The sequence below is a fragment of the Nocardioides sp. LHG3406-4 genome (genome assembly GCF_049897745.1).
In the GTDB taxonomy this organism is placed as follows: Bacteria; Actinomycetota; Actinomycetes; order Propionibacteriales; family Nocardioidaceae; genus Nocardioides.
In genome coordinates, this window is sequence record NZ_JAFCWV010000002.1 from 17,929 (window position 1) to 41,200 (window position 23,272).

General features: G+C 67.4%; 22 protein-coding genes. 19 read left to right on the top strand and 3 right to left on the bottom strand.

Annotated features, from left to right (window positions below; translation table 11 throughout):
- Positions 1–4: 4 nt before the first annotated feature.
- The gene (locus ACP7BP_RS05895; protein ID WP_426243425.1) at positions 5–1,102 is read right to left on the bottom strand and encodes a zinc-dependent alcohol dehydrogenase; all 1,098 of its coding nucleotides are present in this window, start codon (positions 1,100–1,102) and stop codon (positions 5–7) included.
- Here ACP7BP_RS05895 and ACP7BP_RS05900 point away from each other — a divergent pair.
- From ACP7BP_RS05900 to ACP7BP_RS05985, 18 genes are all read left to right on the top strand, one after another.
- Positions 1,087–1,938 (top strand): GntR family transcriptional regulator, encoded by an 852-nt coding sequence (locus tag ACP7BP_RS05900; RefSeq protein ID WP_426243427.1) that lies wholly within the window; start codon positions 1,087–1,089, stop codon positions 1,936–1,938. The two genes, ACP7BP_RS05895 and ACP7BP_RS05900, sit on opposite strands and share 16 nt — an antisense overlap.
- Before the next feature lie 226 nt (positions 1,939–2,164).
- Positions 2,165–3,175 carry an amidohydrolase family protein gene (locus ACP7BP_RS05905; protein WP_426243429.1) on the top strand — a complete coding sequence of 337 codons (1,011 nt, stop codon included), beginning with the start codon at positions 2,165–2,167 and terminating at the stop codon, positions 3,173–3,175.
- A 25-nt stretch (positions 3,176–3,200) separates the two neighbouring features.
- Positions 3,201–3,911 carry a 4-carboxy-4-hydroxy-2-oxoadipate aldolase/oxaloacetate decarboxylase gene (locus ACP7BP_RS05910; RefSeq protein ID WP_426243430.1) on the top strand — a complete coding sequence of 237 codons (711 nt, stop codon included), beginning with the start codon at positions 3,201–3,203 and terminating at the stop codon, positions 3,909–3,911.
- A gap of 41 nt (positions 3,912–3,952) precedes the next feature.
- Positions 3,953–5,458, top strand: coding sequence for an ethanolamine ammonia-lyase reactivating factor EutA (locus ACP7BP_RS05915; protein WP_426243432.1), 1,506 nt, complete (start codon positions 3,953–3,955; stop codon positions 5,456–5,458).
- 8 nt (positions 5,459–5,466) lie between these two features.
- Positions 5,467–7,500 (top strand): M1 family aminopeptidase, encoded by a 2,034-nt coding sequence (locus tag ACP7BP_RS05920; RefSeq protein ID WP_426243434.1) that lies wholly within the window; start codon positions 5,467–5,469, stop codon positions 7,498–7,500.
- Between the two features lie 80 nt (positions 7,501–7,580).
- Complete coding sequence (locus tag ACP7BP_RS05925; protein WP_426243436.1) at positions 7,581–8,822, top strand: hypothetical protein; 1,242 nt, start codon at positions 7,581–7,583, stop codon at positions 8,820–8,822.
- A 24-nt stretch (positions 8,823–8,846) separates the two neighbouring features.
- Complete coding sequence (locus ACP7BP_RS05930; protein ID WP_426243438.1) at positions 8,847–10,052, top strand: hypothetical protein; 1,206 nt, start codon at positions 8,847–8,849, stop codon at positions 10,050–10,052.
- Between the two features lie 366 nt (positions 10,053–10,418).
- Entirely contained in the window at positions 10,419–12,191 is a 1,773-nt protein-coding gene (locus tag ACP7BP_RS05935; RefSeq protein ID WP_426243440.1) for an ABC transporter permease, read from the top strand.
- Positions 12,191–13,327: an ABC transporter ATP-binding protein gene (locus tag ACP7BP_RS05940; RefSeq protein WP_426243442.1), complete on the top strand. Its 1,137-nt coding sequence runs from the start codon at positions 12,191–12,193 to the stop codon at positions 13,325–13,327. Before ACP7BP_RS05935 ends, ACP7BP_RS05940 begins: the two co-directional genes overlap by 1 nt.
- A gap of 165 nt (positions 13,328–13,492) precedes the next feature.
- Positions 13,493–14,491: an ABC transporter substrate-binding protein gene (locus tag ACP7BP_RS05945; protein WP_426243444.1), complete on the top strand. Its 999-nt coding sequence runs from the start codon at positions 13,493–13,495 to the stop codon at positions 14,489–14,491.
- Between the two features lie 85 nt (positions 14,492–14,576).
- Positions 14,577–15,854 carry a Rieske 2Fe-2S domain-containing protein gene (locus tag ACP7BP_RS05950; RefSeq protein WP_426243446.1) on the top strand — a complete coding sequence of 426 codons (1,278 nt, stop codon included), beginning with the start codon at positions 14,577–14,579 and terminating at the stop codon, positions 15,852–15,854.
- Between the two features lie 36 nt (positions 15,855–15,890).
- On the top strand, positions 15,891–16,079 hold the full coding sequence (locus ACP7BP_RS05955) for a hypothetical protein (protein ID WP_426243448.1): 189 nt from the start codon (positions 15,891–15,893) through the stop codon (positions 16,077–16,079).
- A complete protein-coding gene (locus ACP7BP_RS05960) occupies positions 16,076–16,768 on the top strand; it encodes an RraA family protein (RefSeq protein WP_426243450.1) in 693 nt (230 codons plus the stop codon). Before ACP7BP_RS05955 ends, ACP7BP_RS05960 begins: the two co-directional genes overlap by 4 nt.
- Positions 16,769–16,792: 24 nt before the next feature.
- Complete coding sequence (locus ACP7BP_RS05965) at positions 16,793–17,791, top strand: hypothetical protein (protein ID WP_426243452.1); 999 nt, start codon at positions 16,793–16,795, stop codon at positions 17,789–17,791.
- Positions 17,792–17,867: 76 nt separating this feature from the next.
- Positions 17,868–18,203 (top strand): RidA family protein, encoded by a 336-nt coding sequence (locus ACP7BP_RS05970; protein ID WP_426243454.1) that lies wholly within the window; start codon positions 17,868–17,870, stop codon positions 18,201–18,203.
- On the top strand, positions 18,203–18,853 hold the full coding sequence (locus tag ACP7BP_RS05975; protein WP_426243456.1) for an RraA family protein: 651 nt from the start codon (positions 18,203–18,205) through the stop codon (positions 18,851–18,853). Before ACP7BP_RS05970 ends, ACP7BP_RS05975 begins: the two co-directional genes overlap by 1 nt.
- Before the next feature lie 41 nt (positions 18,854–18,894).
- The gene (locus tag ACP7BP_RS05980) at positions 18,895–19,890 is read left to right on the top strand and encodes a hypothetical protein (protein WP_426243458.1); all 996 of its coding nucleotides are present in this window, start codon (positions 18,895–18,897) and stop codon (positions 19,888–19,890) included.
- An 8-nt stretch (positions 19,891–19,898) separates the two neighbouring features.
- Positions 19,899–20,894 carry a PDR/VanB family oxidoreductase gene (locus tag ACP7BP_RS05985; RefSeq protein WP_426243460.1) on the top strand — a complete coding sequence of 332 codons (996 nt, stop codon included), beginning with the start codon at positions 19,899–19,901 and terminating at the stop codon, positions 20,892–20,894.
- A gap of 37 nt (positions 20,895–20,931) precedes the next feature.
- Here the strand turns inward: ACP7BP_RS05985 and ACP7BP_RS05990 are convergent, their stop codons facing one another.
- Positions 20,932–21,270: a TraR/DksA family transcriptional regulator gene (locus ACP7BP_RS05990; protein ID WP_426243462.1), complete on the bottom strand. Its 339-nt coding sequence runs from the start codon at positions 21,268–21,270 to the stop codon at positions 20,932–20,934.
- 49 nt (positions 21,271–21,319) lie between these two features.
- Here ACP7BP_RS05990 and ACP7BP_RS05995 point away from each other — a divergent pair, with 49 nt between their 5' ends.
- Complete coding sequence (locus ACP7BP_RS05995; protein WP_426243464.1) at positions 21,320–22,690, top strand: M15 family metallopeptidase; 1,371 nt, start codon at positions 21,320–21,322, stop codon at positions 22,688–22,690.
- On the opposite strand, the gene ACP7BP_RS06000 is transcribed toward ACP7BP_RS05995, so the two are convergent.
- A complete protein-coding gene (locus ACP7BP_RS06000) occupies positions 22,691–23,269 on the bottom strand; it encodes a TIGR03086 family metal-binding protein (protein ID WP_426243466.1) in 579 nt (192 codons plus the stop codon).
- Between the last annotated feature and the right edge of the window lie 3 nt (positions 23,270–23,272).

The following is a 23,272-nucleotide window of genomic DNA, read 5'->3' on the forward strand; positions in this document are numbered from 1 at the left end:
GTGGTCAGGCCGGCACGACCGAGGCATGGATCACGGGGATGTCCAGCTCGCCCGCGGTGCCGAGGATCGCCTGCTCGGCGTGGTCGACGGACACCTCCATCGAGCACATCAGGTGCAGCGGGTGGCGCCCTTGAGCGATCAGGTCGATCGCCCACTCGACCGCGGCATAGCTGTGACCGCGGACGCCGTGCAGAGACAGGTACTTGCGGTTGACCTTGTAGAAGTCGAGCTCCCCGAGCGGCTTCATGGTGGCGGCGGCCGCGATCACGCGACCGCGCTTGGCCGCAACGTCGAGTGCCAAGGACACCGTCGCGAGATTGCCGGCCGCGGTGTCGATCACGACATCGACGAGATCGCCTCCCGTCAGCGCCGAGATCTGCTCACGGAGGTCGGGGTCGTCGGCGAAGAGCGTGTGGTCTGCGCCGAGCTGACGCGCGACATCGAGCCTCTCCTTGTCGCTCGGCAACCCGGTGACGATGATCTTCGCCGCGCCGGCCGCCTTCGCGGCGATGACGCATCCCAGACCCTGCTGTCCTGGACCGATGACCAGAACGGTGTCACCTGGCCCGACCCGTCCTTCGCGGTAGGTCCACTCGTAGCCGTTCGAGATGGGCAGGGCGAGGGTCCCCTCGACTGCCGAGACATGCTCGGGCAGCTTGTGTGCGACGGTGCGGGGGTGGAGGTACAGGAAGTCGCTGAAGCCTCCCCACAAGGCGGGTGCCGTCGTGACCGGGGTGCGGCCGTAGCGGATCGCGGCAGGGTTGGTCGACGGATCGGAGTCCAGGCACAACCTGAACTCCGAGGACCGGCAGTAGTTGCAGTGGCCGCAGGGCAGGTACTCCTCCAGAACGACGCGGTCGCCCTCGGCTAGGCCCCAGCGTCGTGCCGCGCTCGCCCCGATCGCCTCGATCCTGCCGACGTTCTCATGGCCGAGCACGCGGGGGGAGAGGTCGCTGAAGAACGACTTCACGTCCGAGCCGCACACGCCGGCCGCCTCGACCTTGAGGAGGCCGTCGTCGGCGCTGAGCTCAGGGAGCGGAAGCTCGCGAACCTCCATCCGTCGTGCGCCGGTCATCACGTTCGCGTGTGCATACCTGGGCATGCCGCCTCCTTCGGGTCCTGAATGAGAAGATTATAGGCTATGGAATCGTCGCTCTCGATCAGGAAGTAGCGTTCGAGATCCGCGCAAGCCAGGAGCATGAGGGCTGTGGCCTGTACTCTGTCGTCTGGATTGGTTGTGACCTTCGAGCGCAGGGTGATGCGATGAGTGACATGGCGATGTCGTCGGTTCCGTACCTCGCATTGACGAAGACGGAGGTTGCCTACAAGCAGCTTCGCCGGGACATCGTCGAAGGTGTGCTCGAGCCCGACACGATCCTCGACCAGGAGGCTCTGGCCACCCGTCTCGGTCTCTCCACGACGCCGGTGCGGGAGGCGCTGCGCCTGCTCGAGTCGGAGAACCTCGTCATCAGTCGACGCCATCGAAACACCGTCGTCGCGCCCCTCGACTTGGACCAGCTCAAGGAGACGTACGCGGTCCGCACCCAGCTGGATCCGTATGCGGTGGCGCTGGGCGCGAAGGCCGCGACCCAGCCGGAGCGCGACGCGATCTGGGAGCTCCTTCTGCAGGCGGAGAAGGAGCAGTCGCCCATCGACGCGCTGCACACCAACCGAGCGCTCCACCGTGCGATGTACAACGCCTGCCGAAATGCCGTGCTCATCCAGCTTCTCGACAACCTGTGGGATCGCTGCGACCGGTACCGCGTCGCCACCTTGAACGACGAGAGTCAGGTGCGGGTGGCCAACGACGACCATCGCCGCATCGTCACGGTCTTCAACGAGGGCAAGGCTGACGAGGCGGCGCAGCTGATGCGTGAGCACATCACGGCCTCGCTCGATCGGATCGATCCTGCCGCGTTCCCGAGCCCGAGAGGCTGACCCCCGAGGGGTGTGCCGAAGGGCAGCGCCCTCAGCGCGGATCCGGACCCAGCCGGTCCGCGCAATGCCGCCGGCCCGTCGCGACTCCTGCCTGGCAGCGGCCCGGCGCCACGAGGCACGTTCGACAGACGATGCGGTGGGCGAGTCGAGGCTGTTTCTGTTGCGCCAACTCCTCCACAGCCTATAGGCTGCATATGTCTGCTTGGACGTCACCAGAGGAGAGTCCGTGATCATCGACAGTCACGCGCACGTGGTTGCCCCGCCGGTTTTCTACGCTTATCGAGCCAACCTCCTGGCGGCAGGCGGGCGTTACCGGCCGTCAGTGGGCGTCTCTGACGCGGACATCGCGAAGGCGGCCGCCGGGAACGTCGAGATCATGGACAGCGTCGGCACGAGCATGCAGCTCATCTCTCCGCGCCCGTTCCACCAGATGCATTCCACCAAGCCCGACCAGGTCGTCCACTGGTGGATCCAGGCGAACAACGACCTGATCGCGCAGACCGTCGACCTGCATCCCGATCGCTTCGCAGGCGTGGCAGGTCTCCCGACCTGTGCCGGGGCTCCCATCGACGCTGCGCTTCCCGAGCTCGATCGTGCGATCGAGGAGCTCGGCTTCGTCGGTGTGCTGCTCAACCCCGATCCCTGGGAGGGCACGGGCCAGTCGCCGCGCCTGAGCGAGGAGTACTGGTTCCCGCTGTTCGAGCGACTCGTGCACTACGACGTGCCCGCGCTCGTGCACTCGGCCGGTTGCAACAACGGACGTGAGACGTACAGCGAGCACTTCGTGACGGAGGAGTCCATCGCGATCCTCAGCCTGCTCAACTCCGACGTCTTCGAGCGCTTCCCCACCTTGAAGCTGATGATCTCGCACGGCGGCGGATCGGTCCCGTACCAGATCGGACGCTGGCAGGCAGAGCGGTTGATGCCGAAGTTCGGTGGCTCGGCCGACGCAGAGCCGTTCGAGGTCGGGCTTCGGAGGCTGTGGTTCGACACCGTGCTGCACAACCCACTGTCCTTGGAGCTGCTCTTCAAGACCGTCGGACCCGACCGCTGCCTCTTCGGGACGGAGAAGCCGGGAAGCGGCTCCGCCGTGGACCCCAGGACCGGCCGCGTCTTCGACGACTTCAAGACGACGATCGACGCGATGGACTTCCTGAGTGATGCGGATCGCTCCGCGATCTACCAGGACAACGCCTTGTCTCTGTTCAGCCGTCTCACGTCGCGCATCCCGGCCTGACGGGTCAGGTGGAAGGAGAGTGCAGATGCGCCATGTTGTGGTCATAAGTGACGCGGAGCCTGATGACGGTGCTGTCGCGGCTCTCGAGGAGCTCGGGGTGGCGACTGCCTCAGAGGCCATGGACCGTACCGGCCTGCTCGACAGGGTCATCCGGCCGGTCTACGCCGGGGCCCGCATCGCGGGCCGCGCCGTCACCGTCCTGTGTCAGGCCGGTGACAACCTGATGATTCACGCAGCGGTGGAACAGTGCCGACCGGGAGACGTGCTCGTCGTCGCCACGATGTCGCCGTCGACGGACGGGATGTTCGGCGACCTCCTTGCTGCGGCGGTCCAGGCGCGGGGCGTCAAGGGCCTGGTCATCGATGCAGGGGTCCGGGACATCGCCGAGCTCAAGGAGATGGACTTCCCAGTCTGGGCTCGTGAGGTCTCCGCCATGGGCACGGTCAAGGCGACGGCCGGGTCGGTCAACGTCCCCGTGGTCATCGCAGGCGCCGTCGTCCGCCCCGGTGACGTCGTGGTCGCTGACGATGACGGCGTCGTCATCGTTCCCCTCGAGTGCGCGAAGGAGACGGCCGAGCTTGCTCGGGAGCGTTCCGTGATGGAGGCGGAGAAGCGCGAGATGCTCAAGAGCGGCACTCCCAGTCTCGACGTGTTGAATCTCCGTGAGTCGTTGCAACGCCTCGGCGTGCAATACGTTCAGGGCCTGGTGAGCACCCCCGATGCCGCCCAGCTCTGAGACCTCCCGCACCAGCCTGTGGGTGGCAGAGGTAGCCGCCTGTGCATGACGAGGACTTCTTCCATACCCACGACGACGTCCTCGAAGAGGAGGTAAGGGCAGCGATCGCCCAGGTCATCCTGGACCAGGAGACCCTCGATCTGCTGACAGTGGGCATCGACATCGGAAGCTCGACCTCGCACCTGCTCTTCGCGAAGGTTCACTTCCAGCGGGAAGGGCACCGATCGTCCGATCGCTTCGTCGTGATCGAGCGAGAGGTGCTCTGGCGCTCGCCGATCCTGCTCACACCGTTCCTTCCCGACGGCTCCATCGACGCCGGGGAGCTGACGCGCTTCGTGGAGGAGTCGTACGCCGCCGCCGGGCTCTCGCGGGAGGACGTCGACAGTGGTGCCGTCATCCTGACGGGGGAGGCGATCAAGCGCAGCAATGCGCGAGCGATCGACGAGATCTTCGCCGCCGAGTCAGGCAAGTTCGTCTGCGCCACCGCTGGACACCGTCTGGAGAGCATGCTGGCCGCCCACGGCTCAGGCGCCACCAGGATCTCTCGCATCCGCCACGAGTGTGGTCTTCATGTCGACATCGGGGGCGGCACCACGAAGCTTGCGCTCGTCGACGACGGTGAGATCGTCGACATCGCCGCCTTCGCGGTGGGTGGCCGACTCATAGCGACGGATCGTTCGGGGAGCTGGACCCGGGTCGACGACTCAGCCGTGCTGGTGGCACGGGATCTCGGAGTTACCACCGATCCCGAGTCGCTGGCGGACGACGGCGTCCGGGCGAGGATCGCCGCTCGTCTTGCCGAGCTCCTCGTGGACCAGATCACCGGAGAGCCGCTGGACGCTCTCGGTCGCGCGCTCGAGCTGACCGAACCCCTACAGCGAGACCGGGAGCCCTCCTACATCACGTTCTCGGGCGGGGTGGGCGAGTACCTCTTCGGGCACACCACCGAGAAGTTCGGCGACATCGCCTCCGAGCTTGCCGCAGCCGTCATCGCGCAGCTCGGAGCGCGTTCGTCCCTTCCTGCCGTCGATCCGGGTCAGTGCATTCGTGCGACCGTGATCGGCGCCTCGCAGTTCACCGTCCAGGTGAGCGGCAAGACCCTGCATCTCTCCGGTGAGGGCGCGCTCCCCGTGGCGAACCTGCCGGTGGTGGACCTCGGCGAGGCCCTTCCCGAGCGCATCGATCCGGAGCGCGTCGCGGCGTTGTTCCGCGCCGCCGCCGTACAGCGGGACGCGGGCCTGGACGAGCCCGTGTGCCTGTCGGTCCGATGGAGCGGCAGCGCGTCCTACCAGCGCCTGGCCGACCTCGCGTCGGGCATCAAGCTGGCGGCGGGCACCCACGACCCCGCGCACCTGTTGGTAGTGGTCGTCGACGCCGACATCGCTCAGCTTCTCGGCCGCGTGCTACGAGATGACCTCGGCCTCGACAGGAGCCTCGTGGTCGTCGACGGGATCGAGCTCAGCGAGCTCGACTACGTCGACCTGGGTGCCTTCCTGGACCCGCCCGGGGTGGTTCCCGTCGTCATCAAGTCGCTCATCTTCGGCTGAGTGGCTGGGTGAGGCATCGTCCCCTCCAGCGAGCGGAGGCCGCCGGGCGCCGAGATCTGCTCCGGGTCCTCTCCTACGACGTGCGGCTCGAGCTCGATCCGGGGAAGGACACCTTCAGGTCGGTCTCGAGCATCCACCTCGAGGCGTACGGCGCCGGTGAGACGTTCGTCGACCTGGTCTCGACGGCGACGGAGGTGGAGCTCTCACGCGACGGGCAGCGAGAGCCCGTTGCACACCACGACGCACGGATCTCGGCTCGCCTCGATGCGGGCCATCACGTGCTGGTGGTCTCCGCCAAGCTGCCGTACTCGCGAGACGGTGCGGGAGTCCAGAGGTTCGTCGATCCGGTCGACGGGCGGACGAACGTGTTCGGACACTCCGCTCTGGCGGCTGCACCTCGTTGGTTCGGATGCTTCGACCAGCCGGATCTCCGTGCCGTGGTCAGGCTGACCGTCGATGCCCCGAAGGACTGGCGCATCTTCGGCACAGGTCGGTCGCAGTGCGGGATGCATCCTGAGGTGACGCCGGCGGAAGTGGCGACGTACGCGACCGGATTCATCGCTGGCCCCTACCAGTCCTTCGTGCACGAGCGCGGGAGCGCACGCGTCGCGCTCCATGCACCAGCCTCGGGAGCCGCCACGCTCGCGCCGGTGGCCGCAGACCTTGGTGACGTCGCCGGGCGCATGATCGACGCGCTCCACGATCATCTGGGTCACTCGACTCCGTGGACGACTGGGGTCTACCACCAGGCGTTCGTGCCGGGCCTGGCGTGGCCGGCGGTCGAGGTGGCGGGGTGCACCCTGATCCGGCAGTCGTTGCTCGCTCCCGAGGGAACGGCCGGGTATGCCCACCTCGTCCGGGTGATGGCGCACGAGCTGTCGCATGCCTGGTTCGGCAGCGTCAGGCCGTTCGGCTGGTGGAGCAGCTTCCCCGAGCACGAAGCCAGCGCCGAGCAACTGGGACGGACCCTCCTGGAACGAGCCGACCCGTCAGGTCGTTTCGCGGCCGAGGCCGACCGGCGGGACTACGGAGTCGCCTCGCTTCCCGCCCCCGAGCTGCGCGGAAGCAAGCCTGCAGACGTCAGCGAGGCCGTTGCCGCCGCGGACGCCTTCTCCTACCTCTCGAGCCCGCGGACCTCTCGGGGAGCAGACACGTGGACCGGGGCATCGCCAGTGGGCCGAAGCGGCGCGCCGAGCAGTCTGCCGGCCTGGCGAGAGCTCCGGCGCGCGGTGAGCGAGAGCACGATCGGTCCGCAGCTGGCGCTGGACACCGCGACGGAGCTGATCGTGGCCGAGGAGGATCCGGTCGCCCTGTCGGTTGCCGATGACTGGTTCTCCGACGTTCTCCTGCCTGCGGGCTGGCCTGACGAGGAGGGGGTCCGCCAGGCGGAGAAGACCATGGCCGAGGCGCTCCGGCGGTCGATGCGGAGCGCCACCCTCGAGTCCGCGGTTGGTCGCGCGGCGCTGTTCTGCTGGATCGGCCATGCCGACGAGCGGTCGCTGCGGGTCCTGGGGGAGGCCCTGTCTGGCCGGGATCCCGACTCGGCACTGGCCTGGATGATCACTGCTCGACTCTGCGCCCTCGGGGGCCTGGAGCTCCGCGACCTGACCGCGAGGCAGGTACCCCCGGATCGCCGCGCGGCGTACAGAACCTGCCTGGCCCTCGTCCCCGACGCGAGGACGAAGTCCGACGCCTGGGAGGGGCTGCTGGCGAACACGGAGTTCGATCCCGACCTCGCGGCGGCCACCGCACGTGGACTGTGGCACCCGCTGCACACCGCGATCATCGGTGGCCTGACCGGCAGGTACGGCGACGAGATCTCGGATCGCCTGTCGGGGCGCGCGGACCATGTCGTCGCCGCGCTCGCGCGACTGGCACTGCCGCGGTCGGTCGACGACCAGGCAGCGGACGACTCACTGACTCGGCTGGTCGGGGCTGACGACATGCACCCGGCCGTTCGACGCGCGGCCGCGGTCGGCCGGGTGGAGATCGCCTGGCGCCGCGAGTTCCGCGCCGCGCAGGTGCTTGAGGCCTGCCCATGACTCCGTGCATGCTATAGGCTGCAGAACGACGGATTCCGACCGTGCAACGCAGCATGGAAACCAGTGGAGAGTGTGCGGCGATGGCTGACTACGACGAGGCGACCACCAACTACGGGACGGCCAAGTCCCCCACGTTCGTCCCGCCCAGCGGTGAGGACGACTTCGGCGGGAAGAAGGAGTTCAAGAGCCCCAAGCAGCCGTACGACCACTTCATGGATGAGGAGGGCGTGCCCGTCTATCGGGAGATCGGGTTCAACGACGTACGAGACCTGGACCTCGGGGACTGGTCCCGGATCGGCGGCCGCGGCGCCTACATCCAGCTGCTCGGCACCGAGGAGCTCTGGGGCATGCAGGTCGTGGAGATCCCCCCGGGGGCCTCGCTCGAGGTCGACCAGCACATCTACGAGAAGATCATGTACGTCGTCGAGGGCGCCGGGACCACCGAGGTGTGGCGCAACGGTGCCCCCGCCGGAACCTCTCCCCAGAGCTTCGAGTGGGGCAGCGGCTCGCTCTTCGGCATCCCGCTCAATGCCCCGCACCGGCTGATCAACGGCACAAACAAGCGTGCGCTGATCATCGCCGGCACGACCGCGCCGCCGGTCTTCAACATGTACGACAACCGGGAGTTCATCTTCGCCAACCCGTACCCGTTCGAAGAGCGCTACTCGGGCAAGAGCGACTACTTCGACTACCGCGACGAGCTCGTCGCCGACCCGGTGCGCGGCCGCGCGATGCAGGTCACGAACCTGATCCCCGACCTCGTGAACCTCGAGATGCCGCTGGACAACCAGCGCGGGCCCGGCACGCGCCGCATCCAACCCTGGATGGCCAACGCCCGCTTCTACATGAAGGTCCTGGAGTTCCAGGTCGGCCGCTATGCGCCCGCGCACCACCACCCGCCGAGCGCGGTCCTGATCTGCATCAAGGGCGGTGGGTTCACCTACACCTGGCCACGCGAAGCGAGCTTCACGCCCTGGGCGAACGGTACGGGCGACGCGGTCCAGCGCGTGGACTACCGGCCCGGTGGAATGGTGGCGGCGGCGCCCGGAGGCGGCGACTGGGTCCATCAGCACTTCGCCACCAGCGCGGAGCCGCTGCGCGTGCTGGCGATGAACGGACCGCCCAGCGCCCGGATCGCCGGTCTGTTCGCCCCTCCCGGGGCCACGCTCAAGAGCTCGAACCTGGGCATGACCGAAGGTGGGCGAAGCGTGGAGTTCTGGGCCGAGGACCCGCACATCCGGCAGGAGTTCGAGGCGCAGCTGGCCAAGGCCGGTCTGACGACCCGGATGCCGCCCGAGCTGTACAAGCGCCCCGACGCGTAGGCCGAGCTAGGAGAAGAGGAAGACATGACTGTTTCAGCGGCTACCGGCGCGGGCGACAGCCCGCAAGGGGACGACAAGTACCTCGTCGATCCCTATGCCGACTGGGCCAAGGCCGAAGGCATTCCCGTCCACCTCGACTTCGGGCACAACCTGCTTGCCCTGGAGACTGCGCCCTGGGACCGCTACGGCGCCCGGGGGTGCTTCGCCCACACCCATGGGATGGGCGACTTCATGGCCAACTACATCCTCGAGGTGGAGCCGGCCAGGTCGACGAACCAGGTGAGGCATCTCTACGAAGCCTTCTTCTACGTCCTCGAGGGCTACGGCACGATGACGATCTGGCTGCCGGACGGCACTGAGAAGGTGTTCGAGTGGGGACCGCGCGCTCTGTTCGCCGTCCCCCTCAACGCGACGTACCAGCTCACCAACGGATCCGGCTCGGTCTCGGCGCGGCTGTCGGTGACGAACAACGCACCGCTCCTGATCAACCTGTTCCACAACGCCGACTTCGTCTTCGGCTGTGACGCCGACTTCCCCGACCGTGTCGGGAACCCTGACTACTTCTCGGGCGGGGGAGAGCACTTCGTCTACAACAAGGACTCGGTCAAGAAGATGAACGTGTGGGAGACCAACTTCATCCACGACCTGACCAGCTTCACGTTGTACGACCTCGCGAGCAGGGGCAAGGGCTCTCGGAACGTGAGCCTCGTGCTCGCTGAAGGCACCATGCACGCCCACATCTCGCAGATCCCGTCGGGCTCTTACAAGAAGGGGCACCGTCACGCCGCCGGGACTCACGTCCATGCGGTCGACGGCGAGGGCTACACCCTCCTCTGGTACGAAGGCGACTCGGAGTTCCGCGAGATCCCCTGGAAGCACGGCTACATGTACACGCCGCCCTTCTGGATGTACCACCAGCACTTCAACACCGCGCCCGCGCCCGCCCGCTACCTGGCGTGCAGCCTCGGCAGCCGGCGCTACCCCTTCATCGCGATGCGCCGGAAGAGCGCCGAGGGGCAGGGCCACGTCTCGGTGTCCAAGGGCGGGCGACAGGTCGAGTACGACGAACAGGACCCGCGGATCCACCGCAAGTTCCTGGAGGCGCTCGAAGCCAACGGCGTCGCCTCCGACATGGGGGACGTCTTCGACGAGCCCGCGATCCTCGCGCTGCCGGACGAGGAGCTGACCGGCGTCATCAAGACGCCGAAGTCCGTCGGCCCGGCGATCTAGGTCCGGTCAGCCGTCCCCCGGCCGCGGGCGGCAGTAGGGACTCTCCGGCCAAGCGCGGCCACGCGACCGGTGGAAGGACGGGGAGCGGTCTCGAAGACCCGCTCAGGGACCGGGCTTCTCGGGGCCACAGGAAGCGGTGCGCCGCCCGGAACGACGTACCCCCACCCCGTCACATCGTCGCGCCCCTTGCGATGAGCCTCCGGGTGCTGCGCGGTGACCCGCGCGGCCAATTTCCTTGACAGAGAGTGTGGACTTGATGGCCTGCAGTCTATATTCTGCAGCAATGCATTCGAAGTTGCCCACGTCACACCCAGCCGCCGGCATGGTGCGCGCGGCACACCTCGCCCCTATGGGTGGGCGGCGTTGATGGCCCAGCTGACCGAGATTCCGCCGCCGCCAGTGTCCACCCCGCCCGTCGAGGCGCGGTCGCGCCTCCAGTTCCTCAGTGGGCGATCGGTGGCGGAGCTCGCCATCATGCTGGTGGCGACGGCGCTCGTGGTCTACCTGGCGATCGTCCCGCTGATCTTCCTGGTCTACGGGACGTTCACCGATGCTGACGGCGCTTTCACTCTGGCGGGCTTCTCCAACGCCTACGCGGGCGACCAGCTGTGGGAGCTGATCAAGAACACCCTGATCTTCTCGGTCGCCACCACGATCTTCGCTGTCTCAGCCGGCACCGCACTGGCCTATCTGACGGTGCGGACCGACATCCCCGGGCGCAACCTCATCTTCGTCGCAGCCACGGTCCCACTGATCATTCCCGGTGTGCTCCACACCATCGCGTGGACGCTCCTCGGCAGCTCCCGCAACGGGTTGCTCAACTCCATCACGGGAGACCTCTTCGGCGTCGAGCCGTTCAACATCTTCTCGATGTGGGGGATGATCTTCGTCGACGGCCTGCACCAGACGCCGCTGGTCTTCTTGTTGATGTACGCCGCGTTCCGCAACACCGACCCCGCCTTCGAGGAGTCGGCCCTGATGAGCGGCGCGGGTCTCCCGACCGTCGTCCGGCGCATCGCGCTACCTCTCGTGCGCCCCGCGCTCCTCGGCGTCGTCACGCTGACCTTCGTGCGGGCCATCGAGGCGTTCGAGGTGCCGGCCATCCTCGGCACGCCCGGGGGCATCCACGTCTTCACCTCGCGCATCTACGACTCGCTGCACGTGTTCCCGCCGGACTACACGAGTGCGGGTGCGTTGGCGATGCCCGTGTTGATCATCGCCGGGGTGGCGATGTACTTCCAGCGGCGCCTGAGCAAGAGCGTCAAGTCGTTCCAGACAGTGACCGGGAAGGGCTTCCGTCCCCGTCCCCTTCCGCTCGGCCGGGTCAAGTACTTCATGGCTCCGCTGCTGGTGATCTACTTCCTGATCGCCGTCGTGGTCCCGGTCGCGATGCTGCTCTACGTCTCGTTCCAGAAGTTCTACGCAGGACCGTCCGTGGAGAGCCTCGAGCACTTCACGTTGGCGAACTACAAGGACATCTTCACCAACGACGCGATCATGACCGCACTGAGGAACTCCATCGTGGTCGGCCTCACGACGGCGACCCTGGTCATGCTCGTGATGGCGATCATCGCCTGGATCACGATCCGAGCGCGGCCGGCCGGGTCGGGCATCCTCGAGGGCCTGACGTTCCTACCGATCGGCGTGCCGGGCCTCGTGCTGGGTGTGGCGCTGTTGTTCGTCTACCTTCGGGTGCCGATCCCGATCTACGGCACCCTCCTGATCCTCATCATCTCGTACTTCACGAAGTACATGCCCTACGGCATGAGGTACGCCGGTTCGGCGATGATCCAGGTGTCTTCGGAGCTCGAGGAGAGCGCCCAGACCAGCGGCGCCACCTGGCTGCAGACCTTCCGCCTCATCCTCGTGCCGACCATCCTCCCGGGCCTGCTCAGCGGCTGGATCTACGTCCTCGTCGTGTCGTTCCGTGAAGTCGCCAGCTCGCTGCTGCTCTACACGCCCGGGAACGAGGTGCTGTCCGTCGTGATCTGGCAGCAGTGGGAGAACGGGCAGCTCACGCTCCTCTCCGCGCTCGGGGTCATCATGATCCTCATTCTCTGCACGCTGGTGGCTCTCACCCGCGTGATTGCCAACAAGTTCGGTGTCAAGGAAGGCGATTTACGCGAGGTGAAGCACTGATGGGAAACCCGAACCTCCTCCAGGTCGACGGGCTCTACAAGAGCTACGGCGACCGGAAGAAGGAACACTCGAAGCGTCAGTACGCGATCGCTGACATCAACCTCTCAGCAGTCCCAGGCGAGTTCCTCACGCTGCTGGGCCCGTCCGGTTGCGGCAAGAGCACCACGCTCCGGTGCATCGCGGGCTTGGAGGCGCCGAACCTGGGGAAGATCTCGGTCGCGGACCGCGTGCTGTTCAGCTCCGAGACGGGTGTCTCGATGCGCGCCAACCAGCGTGGGCTCGGAATGGTGTTCCAGTCCTATGGCATCTGGCCGCACATGGACGTCTACAAGAATGCCGCGTTCCCGCTTCTTGTCGGCAGCAGGAGCAGCCGCCCACCGGCCAAGCAGGTGCGCGAGCGGGTGGAGCGAGCGCTCGAGGTCGTGCAGCTGAGCGCCTTCGCAGGGCGGTCGGCGACCGCGCTCTCGGGCGGACAGCAGCAGCGCCTCGCCCTTGCCCGCGCGCTGGTCATGGAGCCTCCGTTGCTTCTTCTCGACGAGCCGCTCTCCAACCTGGACGCCAGGCTCCGCACGGACATGCGGTTCGAGCTCAAGCGCCTCCAGCACGAGATCGGAGTCACCACCGTCTACGTCACGCACGACCAGTCGGAGGCGCTCGCGATGTCGACGAACATCGCGGTGATGTCCAACGGCAAGGTTGAGCAGGTCGGCGCGCCGAGCGAGATCTACACCGCTCCGGCATCGGAGTTCGTCGCCCGCTTCGTCGGGAGCTCGAACCTCGTCGTCGGCACGGTGTCAAGCGCGTCGGGCGACGACCTGGTCGTCAAGACCCCGGCCGGCGTGGTCACCGCGACGTCGCAGGTCGACCTGTCGCCCGGCTCGGAGGTCTACATCTCGATCCGGCCCGAGTCGATCAGCCTGGTCGAGGTCGACAACCCTTCACCGGAGCTGGGCGAGTGGGAAGGCATGGTCGAGGGGACGGCGTACCTCGGCATGACCGTGGAATACCGCGTCCGGGTCGGCGACATCGAGTGGACCGTCGTCAGCTCGAGCGAGAAACCGCTCCCCGTCGGCACCGTCGTACGCCTCGAGTTTGCCAAGCACGGCTGTGCAGTCGTGCCGATGGCAGTCAAGTAACACTCAGCAGATCCACTTCATTCGATCGGAGCAACAATGGTCAGGAACCGACCTACCCGCCGGCTCGCCATGGTGGGTGCGACCATCGCAAGTCTGGTGGTCATCTCAGCGTGTGGGTCCTCGGGAGCCGACGCGGGCGAGGCTGGCAGTGCCAGCCTCGACGACGTGTACGAGCAGATCGAGGGCCTCTCGTTCGAGGATCGGGAAGCCAAGTTGCTCGCGCTGGCCAAGAAGGAAGGCGGTGAGATCAGCTTCTACGCCGGCACGAAGCCTGAGGACACCGACCCCATCATCGACGCCTTCCAGGAGAAGTACGACATCAAGGTCGAGAACTACCGCGCTGCCGGTGAGGTGATCGCCCAGAAGGTGCTCCAGGAGGTCCAGGCGAAGCACGACGGCGCTGACCTGTACGTCGCCGACGCATCGCAGGCAACGGTCCTCGCCAACCTGGATGCGCTGGCGCCGCTCAAGACGCCGCTCACGGAGCACCTCGTCTCCGGATCGGCGACGGACTACTCAGCGGCCATCTACGTGATCGCGCCGGTCATCTCCTGGAACACGAACCTGGTCAAGGACCCGCCGACGAGCCTCGAGGACGTCTTCGAGCGCTTCCGCGGCAAGTTCATGATCGAGACAGAGGACGCGCCCTGGTTCGAAGCCCTGGTGAAGGAGTACTTCGTCAAGGAGAAGGGGATGACCGAGGACGAGGCCATCGCCTACTGGGAGGACAACATCCAGGGCGCCTTCGTCGTGAAGGGTCACACACTGATGACCACTCTTCTGGCCTCGGGCCAGGCTGAGGTCTGCATCGCCTGCTACTACCACGCGGTCTCCTCGGCCAAGGCCGACGGCGCTCCTGTCGACGCCATGCCGATCGTGGAGCCCGTGCCGTACACCTTCATCTCCGCAGGCATCCCGGTGACGGTCCAGCACCCTGCGACGGCGCTGCTGATGCTCGACTTCCTCCTGACCGATGGACAGGAGATCTTCGTCGGCCAGGATCGCAACCCCAGCAACGTCGACTACCAGGGCACCTTCAAGCTCGACGAGTACACGAACGTTCCCTACGCCCTCAGCGGTGACGAGGACGAGTTCGCCAAGTGGAGCAAGATCTACGACGGCGTGCTGGAGAAGGCCGGCGGCGAGGTCATCGAGGAAGACTGACGCTCTCTGATCGTCGTGTCCTGGGCCCCTTCGGGTGGGTCCAGGACACGACGCTGGGCGGACCATCCGGGATCGAGGAGGCTAGATGCGAATCACCAAGGAACTGAACGAGCGACTCACGCGTGTCGGGCAGGGGACCGCCATGGGCGAGGTCTTCCGTCGCTACTGGATCCCGGCATGCCTCAGCGAGGAGCTGCCGGCTTCCGACGGTGCGCCCATCCGGGTACGACTCCTGGGCGAGGATCTGGTGGCCTTCCGTGACAGCAACGGCGACGTCGGCCTGGTCGACGCCTTCTGTGCGCATCGGCGGGCTCCGCTGTTCTACGGGCGGAACGAGGAGTGCGGACTCCGGTGCGTCTTCCACGGCTGGAAGTTCGACGCCACCGGCGCCTGCGTGGACATGCCCTCGGAGCCGCCGTCGAGCAAGTTCAAGACACGGGTCTCGATCAAGGCCTACCCGACCTACGAAGCCGGCGGGATCGTGTGGACCTACATGGGTCCGCAGAAGCTGACACCGGAGGTCCCTGACTACGAGTGGCTCAGGACGCCCAGCACACACCTGCGGGTGTCGAAGACGGGCGAGCAGTGCAACTTCCTGCAGGCGGTCGAGGGCGGGATCGACACCGTGCACTCGTCCTTCGCCCACAACGAGGACCTCGGGAACAACCGGCTGCTCCGGGCGCGGGACACCCACCCGAAGCTCGAGGTCGACGTCAAGGAGCACGGCTTCACCTACGCCAGTGTCCGGAACATCAGTGACGACGAGACCTACCTGCGCATCTATCAGTTCTTGATGCCGTTCCAGCAGTCTCGGGGGCGGTTCATCGACTGGGAGGGGAAGAAGGCCGGTCTCCCGTCGGTGCACGGCCACCTCTGGGTGCCGATCGACGACGAGAACACCTTCGTCTACAACTTTATGTACTCGACCGACGAGTCGTACCCGATCAGCGACGACTACTGGGACTCCCACGAGGCCAGGTTCGGCCGGGGCAAGGATGACTTCATCCCGGGCACATACTGGCTACGGGTGGGCCCGGAGAACGACTACGAGATCGACCGTGAGCTTCAGCGGACGAAGACCTTCACCGGCATCCGCGGTATCAACACCCAGGACTTCGCACTGCAGGTCGGCATGGGCCCCATCGTCGACCGCAGCCTCGAGGCTCTCGGCAGCACCGACCGAGCGATCCAGACCGCGCGTCGGCTGCTCCTGGAGGCCGCCGACGAGGTCGAGTCCGGCGGCATGCCCAGGGGCTCAGACCCCGAGGACCATCGCGACACCCGCGGCACAGACATGCTCGTGGTGCGGGGCACCGACTGGCGTGACGCTTCGAAGGAAGCGACCAAGGCCCAATGGCACTGACGATCGAGGCTGCCGCTGAGCGGCGAACGGAGAGATATGCCTGAGTACGAGGTCCAGGAGGTGCGCGCGACCGGCCGCACGCCTGAGGCGGTCACGGACGAGCTGAACGTGATCGTGAAGGAGCGCGGCGGCGCCGGTTGGCGCGTGCTCCAGATCCAGCCCATCATCTACAACTCCTCGACCACGGGGTATCTGCTCCTCTTCTTCGAACGGGAGACGCCGTGAGTGCGCCTGCGGAGCAGGAGGTGGGTGCGCTGGTCCAGCGACTACGCCAGCTCGACAGCTGTGTGGTGTCTGACGCTCTCGACTCCCTCGGGTTCGTGACGAGCCCGCTCGGGATCCACGCGATGTGGGAGGGCGCGAAGGTCGCCGGCCGTGCTGTGACCATGAAGCTGGGCCTCGCTGAGGCGGGTGCCTCGGAGAAGCCCGTGCACCTGGGGGTCGCTGCGATCGAGGCCAGTGAACCGGGCGACGTCATCGTCATCGACAACGCGGGACGCGTCGGGATGGGCAGCTGGGGTGGCCTGCTCACCGTCGCCGCCATGGAGCGCGGCGTTGCGGGCGTGGTGTCCGACGGCGCGCTGCGCGACGTGGATGAGGCGCGTGGCCACCGGTTCCCGGTGTTCGCACGAGCGCCGATCACCCGGACCGCACGCAGTCGGGCCACCGAGGTCGCGCAGGGGGTGGACATCACCATCGACGGTGTCCCCGTTCGCAACGGCGACCTCGTGATCGCCGACGGCAGCGGCGTGGTGGTGATCCCCGTCGAGCTGGCTGCCCGGGTGCTCGACATCGCCGAGGGCCTGGCCAAGCGCGAGGAAGGCATGCAGGCCGGCCTCCGCGGAGGTCTGTCGCCCTCCGAGGTGATGGGCCCTCAGTACCAGGACATGCTCAAGGCGCAGGTCGCTCCGTGACGCGGTCGCACGGAGGACGTCGGCGTGGCTGACCTCCAGCTGAGCATGGCCCTCACCGAGAATCCGATGACGCGTCCACTCCTCGACAACACGGTGCCGGTCGCGGGCGTCAGCCTCGCTTCGACGGGTCTGCATCCCTCCGAGATCTTCTGGCGTCAGCTGAAGTTCAAGGAGTTCGACATCTCCGAGATGTCGCTGTCGTCGCTGATGATCAGTCTGGACAAGGGCGTCCGCGACTGGGTCGCGATCCCGGTCTTCACGACGCGTCGCTTCTTCCACACCGACATCCTGGTGCGCGACGACGCGGGCATCGACGTGCCACAGGATCTGGTCGGCAAGCGCGTCGGGGTGCCGGAGTACCAGCAGACGGCTGCGGTCTGGGCCCGCGTCGCCCTGGCCGACGAGTACGGCGTCCGGGCCAGCGACATGAAGTGGTTCATGGAGCGCCCTCTCGAGAAGAGCCATGGCGGTGCCACGTCCTTCGCCCCGCCTCCGGGAGTCGATCTGAGCTTCATCCCACAGGACAAGACGATGGGCTCCATGCTCGCCAGCGGTGAGCTCGATGCCGCCATTCGCTACCTCGGCACGACGAACCTGGTCGACCGGAGTGGCCGCACCGCTGACAGCATCCCGAACCTCAGACCGTTGTTCTCCGACCGCGTCGCCGAGGGGATCCGGTACTTCCGGGTGACGGAAGTTCTGCCCATCAACCATGTCCTGGTGCTCCGAACGAGCCTGGTCGACCAACATCCTTGGCTTGCGCTGAATCTCTTCTCAGCGTTCACCGAGGCCAAGCGCCGAGCACTGGGCGGGGCCGCTGAGCTCTTGGAGACGTGGCGCCGGATCGGCGCTGTGGACGACGCCGCCGCGTCGGCAGTGACGACCGTCGATCCGATCCCCTATGGCCTCACCTCGCAGCAGCACGTACTGGAGCGGCTCGCTCGAGCACTCTTCGAACAGGGCTTGACGAGTCAGCTCGTCGACCCCATCACCCTCTTCGCACCAAGCACACGCGATCTCTAGATCGCGGGAAGGACTTTCAGTGACACGTCGACAGACCTACGCGCTTCCAGGATTGAGTCACGGAGCGCCGATCCCCATGGCGGCGAGTGTCGGCCCGCTGTTCAAGTCGAGTGGCATCTCCGGGCGTGATCCGAAGGACAACTCGCTTCCGGCTGACGGAGTGGCGCAGGTGGACCTTGTCTTCGCGAACACCCGGGCGCTCTTCGAGGTCGCGCGCGTGAGCCTCGACCAAGTGGTCTTCTTGGAGGTGCTGCTGGCCGACGGGTCGCTCCGGGACGAGGTCAACCGGCACTGGCTGGAGTGGTACCCCGACGAGCACGACCGGCCGGCTCGCCACACCACGGTCCGTGAGCTTCCCGGCGGCCTGAAGATCCAGCTTCGCGTCGAGGCCTACGTTGAGGAGAAGAAGTGATGGACGAGGTCGTCAAGCAGTTGGCAGAGGCCGCCACGTCGGGCATCTCGGATGCGCTGGACCGCCTGGGCATCGCCGGCCAGGCACACGGGATCCAGCCACTCGAGTCGTCCTTCGCCCTGGCCGGCCGGGCGTTCACCGGGCTCTACCAGCCCGTCGACGTCGCCGGCGGCACGGTGGGGGACTACATCGACGACGTCCCGCCGGGGTCTGTGGTCGTGCTGGACAACGCCGGCCGCACGGATGTGACCGTGTGGGGAGACCTCCTCACGCTGATGGCCTCGCAGAACGCCATCGCGGGCACCGTGATCGACGGCGTCTGTCGTGACAGCCGACGATCGAGGGAGCTGAACTACCCGGTCTTCTCCCGCGGGCGGTACATGCGCACCGGCAAGGATCGCGTGCAGATGGTGGGCATCGAGGTCCCCGTGACCGTCGGCCAGGTCCGGGTGCGACCTGGTGACATCGTGATCGGCGACGGCGATGGTGTCGTCGTCGTCCCTCGGGAGCGTGAGCTGGAGGTGCTCGAGGTCGTGAAGTCGATCGAGAGCACCGAGGAGCGGATCCGCGAGCAGGTGGCCGGTGGGATGCGTCTGGACCAGGCGCGCGTGCAGCTCGGGTATCACGACTTGCAGACGAGGCGCTCGTGATGACGTCCGGCCGAGCACCGATCGAACGAAAGGCTTCTTAGATGGCTGAGATAGTTCTCGGAATGGCGACGTCCCACACGCCGCAGCTGAGCACCGAGACCGAGTGGTGGGAGGATCACGCGAACCGTGATCGGCGCAACCCCTTCCTGCTCGGTCGGGACGGCGAGATCCACGACTACGACGAGCTCGCCGCCGTGCCGGAGTGGAACGTCCCTCGGGAGAGGCTGACACCGGCTGTCTGGCAGTCCCATCACGAGCGGGGCCAGCGCGCCCTCGCGCAGCTCAAGCAGACTCTCACGGACGTCGCCCCTGACGTCGTGGTGGTGATCGGCGACGACCAGGACGAGCTGTTCAAGGACGACGGTCTCCCCACCTTCGCGATCTTCCATGGCGAGGCGATCTACGACCTGCCACCTGAGCCGGACAAGCTGGCCGCGCTGGCGAAGGGCGTGCAGGCTGCCATGTGGGCACGCCATTCCGAGACCCCGGACAAGTACGTGACTCCGGGCGACGTCGGCAGGCACCTCATCACCGAGCTCGTGCAGGATGAGTTCGACGTCGTCTCGTACTCGCGTCAGCCCCAGGATCGAAGCATCGGCCATGCCTTCACGTTCGTACGGCGGCGGCTCATGGGGGAGGAGATGATCCCGCTGCTCCCGGTGGCCATCAACTCCTACATCCCGCCGAACGTCCCGTCGCCACGGCGCTGCTACTACTTCGGCAGGGCGCTGAGACGCGCCATCGAGTCCTACCCCGAGGACCTTCGCGTCGCGGTCGTCGCCTCCGGCGGCCTGAGCCACTTCGTCGTGGACGAGTCGCTCGATCGCCGGATCCTCGATGGCCTCAAGAACAAGGACGCTGAGTCCCTCACGACGATTCCGCGCCGGCACATGCGCTCAGGGACGTCGGAGAGTCTCCTGTGGATCACGGCAGGCGGCGCGCTCGAGCACCTCGACATGGAAGAGATCGACTACATCCCCGCCTATCGTTCGGAGGCGGGAACCGGAATCGGCACGGCGTTCGCGGTCTGGAAGTAGTGCGTCCGATGACTGAGCCGTTGAAACTGTCAGCCAAGGTCCTGGGCACGACCTTCTCCGATCGAGTCGCGAAGATGACAGTGGTCGAGCGGACCGACGTCGCCACGGACGTGGTCAGCCTCGTCCTCGCCGACCCCGAGGGCAACAAGGTTCCGCGCTGGACCCCTGGTGCGCACATCGAGGTCGTCCTCGATGACGTCGTACGCCAGTACTCCCTGTGCGGGGAGGTCGCGGACCGGGAGTCCTGGCGCATCGCGGTGCTGCGTGAGCAGCACGGACGAGGAGGCTCGGCCGCCATCCACGAGAACCTCCAGGTCGGATCGATGGTCGAGATCCGTGGCCCGCGCAACCACTTCATCCTGGAGCCGGCGGAGGAGTACATCTTCATCGCCGGGGGGATCGGGATCACTCCGATCACCCCGATGCTGGCCGAGGCTGCCGAGAACGGCGTCCCGTGGCACCTCTACTACGGTGGCCGATCGCTCAGCTCCATGGCTTTCGCCTCGTCGCTGGCAAGCCGGTATCCCGAACAGGTGACCCTCGTGCCGGAGGACGAGCAGGGTCGCCTCGACCTCGGGGCGATCCTCCAGAGCCCCCGCCCGGGGGCGCTCGTCTACGCCTGCGGCCCGGAGGGGCTTCTCCAGGCGATCGAGGAGGCCGGACGGCAATGGCCCGTCGGAAGCCTGCGCATGGAGCGGTTCGCCTCACGCGCCTCGAGCTTCGACGCGGCGAGTGACGTGGCGTTCGAGGTGGTCGCCGACGAGTCCAACGTCACCGTCATCGTCGAGCCGGGGCAGAGCATCCTGCACGTCCTCGACGAGGCCGGTGTGCTGGTCCACTCATCGTGTGAGGAAGGCATCTGCGGCACCTGCGAGACGCGGGTCGTCTCGGGCACTCCCGATCACCGAGACTCGGTCCTGAACGACCTCGAGCGGGAGCGGGGGGAGGTCATGATGATCTGCTGCTCGCGGTCGCTGACAGATCGTCTGGTGCTCGACCTGTAGGGCTTCGAGTGACGGCCGCCGGTCTAGGCAGTGCTTCTCAGTGCCCGGAGTGCGACACGTGGGTGCGCGCCGTGGGGCGGGCTTCGAGCCGCTCCGCCTCGATGGGCAGTCCGCACACCTCGCAGTCCCCGTAGGTGCCGGAGTCGAGGCGCTCCAGGGCGGCCTCGATCTCGGCCAGGCGGTCCCGGGTCTGCCGCGCCAGCGCGCCGACCTGTGACCGCTCGAACGCGATCGTGGCTCCCTCGGGGTCGTGCTCGTCGTCGGCGTTGGTGTCTCTCGAGGCCGCGACCACCTCGTCGAACTGCGCGGTGAGGGCGGCCAGTCGATGCCGGGTCTCCTCGCGGAGCGTCTCGAGCGTACGGCGGATGTCGGGCACGGTCCGTTTCTACACCGGTGCCCGCCACCGGTGTGTGAGCATGACGCCCATGCTGCGTGGGCTGCTGGTCGTCGCGATGTGTGCAGTGCTGCTCCAGGTCGCCGCGCCGACCCAGGCCGCGACCGGCACGGTCACCTCCATGACGGGCACCTCGGCCCGCGCGGGCGAGACGACCTCACTCGGCATCGCTGTCACGGACGCGGCGGGGACACCGCTGCCAGGCGTCCTCGTCACGGTGGAACGTCTGGCCGGCGGTGCCTGGGCACCGGTCGGTGAGGTGGTCACCGACGCGCAGGGGCACGCCGCCATCGATGCCGCGCTGGCACGCTCGGCCGGCGACAACGTCTTCCGGGCGGCGTACGCCGGGGACGCGACGTACACGCCGTCGAGCTCGGGCGCCGTGCCGATCGCACTCGTGCGGCGGGCCAGCATCCTCACCCTCACCGCACCGCCCGTGGTGGTGGACGAGCAGAGCGTCCAGCTGGTCGTCGGGTGGCGGACGGACTCGGGCGAGGGTGTCGCCGGGCCGGTGCAGGTCCAGCTGCTGCAGGGGGGCAGGTGGCTGGACGTCGCGACCCCGACGACGGATGCGGCCGGCCAGGCGACGGTGACCTACGCCCCCCGCGACGACGTCACCCTTCGTGCAGTCGCACCGACCCTGGACTGGGTCGTGGCCTCGATCTCGAGCTCGCGACGGATCGACAACCGGCCGCCGGCCCAGCCCGTCTCGCTGCCGCGGAAGGCCCCTCACCCACGGATCGTCCTGCCGCCGCAGCCGCGTGCCGTGGGCTCCGGTGCCGACGCCGTGGTCACGCGGATCCCCAACAACATCTGGAGAGAGATGAGCGGTGTGACGTGGCACGCTGGGTGCCCCGTCGGCCGCGCCAGGCTGCGGCTGATCCGTGTCAACTACTGGGGGTACGACGGCTACCGGCACCGCGGCGAGCTGGTCATCCATGCCGCGGCGAGTGAGCAGTTCGTCGGCGCGCTCACGGAGATCTACGACCGGCGGCTCCCGATCCGCTCGATGTACCGCGTCGACCGGTTCGGGTGGTCGCCGCGCCTTCGTGGCGGCGACGACTATGCCTCGATGGCTGCCGGGAACAGCTCGGCCTTCAACTGCCGCTACGTCGTGAACCGGCCGGGCGTGCGCTCGCCGCACTCCTACGGACGGTCCTTCGACATCAACACCTGGGAGAACCCCTTCCGATCGGCCACCGGCCTGGTGCCGAACGACTGGTGGCAGTCGCGCAGCGACCCTCGGGTGGCCTGGCGCTCGGGCAGCCACCCGATGGTGCGGCTGATGCGCCGCCACGGCTTCAGTTGGACCTACGGCACCGGAGACTCACAGCACTTCGACGCCCGCGGGCCGAGCGGGCGCATCGTGCACGACCAGCGGTGCGTCGGTGTCTGTCACTAGTCAGGCGGTCCAGCCCGGGTCGCGGCCCGACAGGCCGAGCACGCGGTGCCACAGCGGCGCATCCTCGGGCACCTCGACCACGCGTCCGAACATCCCTTCACGACCGGAGCCGTCGGGGTCGTCCGCCTCGGGCTCGACGATCGGGAGCACCGCCTCACACTCCGCGTCGGAGGGCTCGTAGGGCTGCCCGGTAGCCCGGGCCAGGTCCCACCCGTGCAGGAGCACCTCGTCGAGGGCGACGAGCCCGCCGATCTCGCCAGGCAGCTCGACGCCGCCCGCCCTCGTCATCCCCTCCCACGCCCCGGCGTCGCGCCACGCGGCGGCGAGCTCCGCGAGCAACCGGTCGGCCCGGTCGCGCCAGTCGTCGGGGAGAGGCTCGGACACCGGGCCGGGCGGGGTCGACGTGGTCGGTCCGTCCAGCTTCGCGGCTGCGTCACGGAAGGCGACGGAGAGGCCCAGCACGTGGTGCAGCAGCTGAGCCACCGTGCTGCCCGTGGGGGTGACGGCTTCGAGCTGCTGGTCGGTGACGGCGGCTGCGACGGCGCGGGTGCGGTCGGTCGTCGGGGTCAGGTCGATCATGGC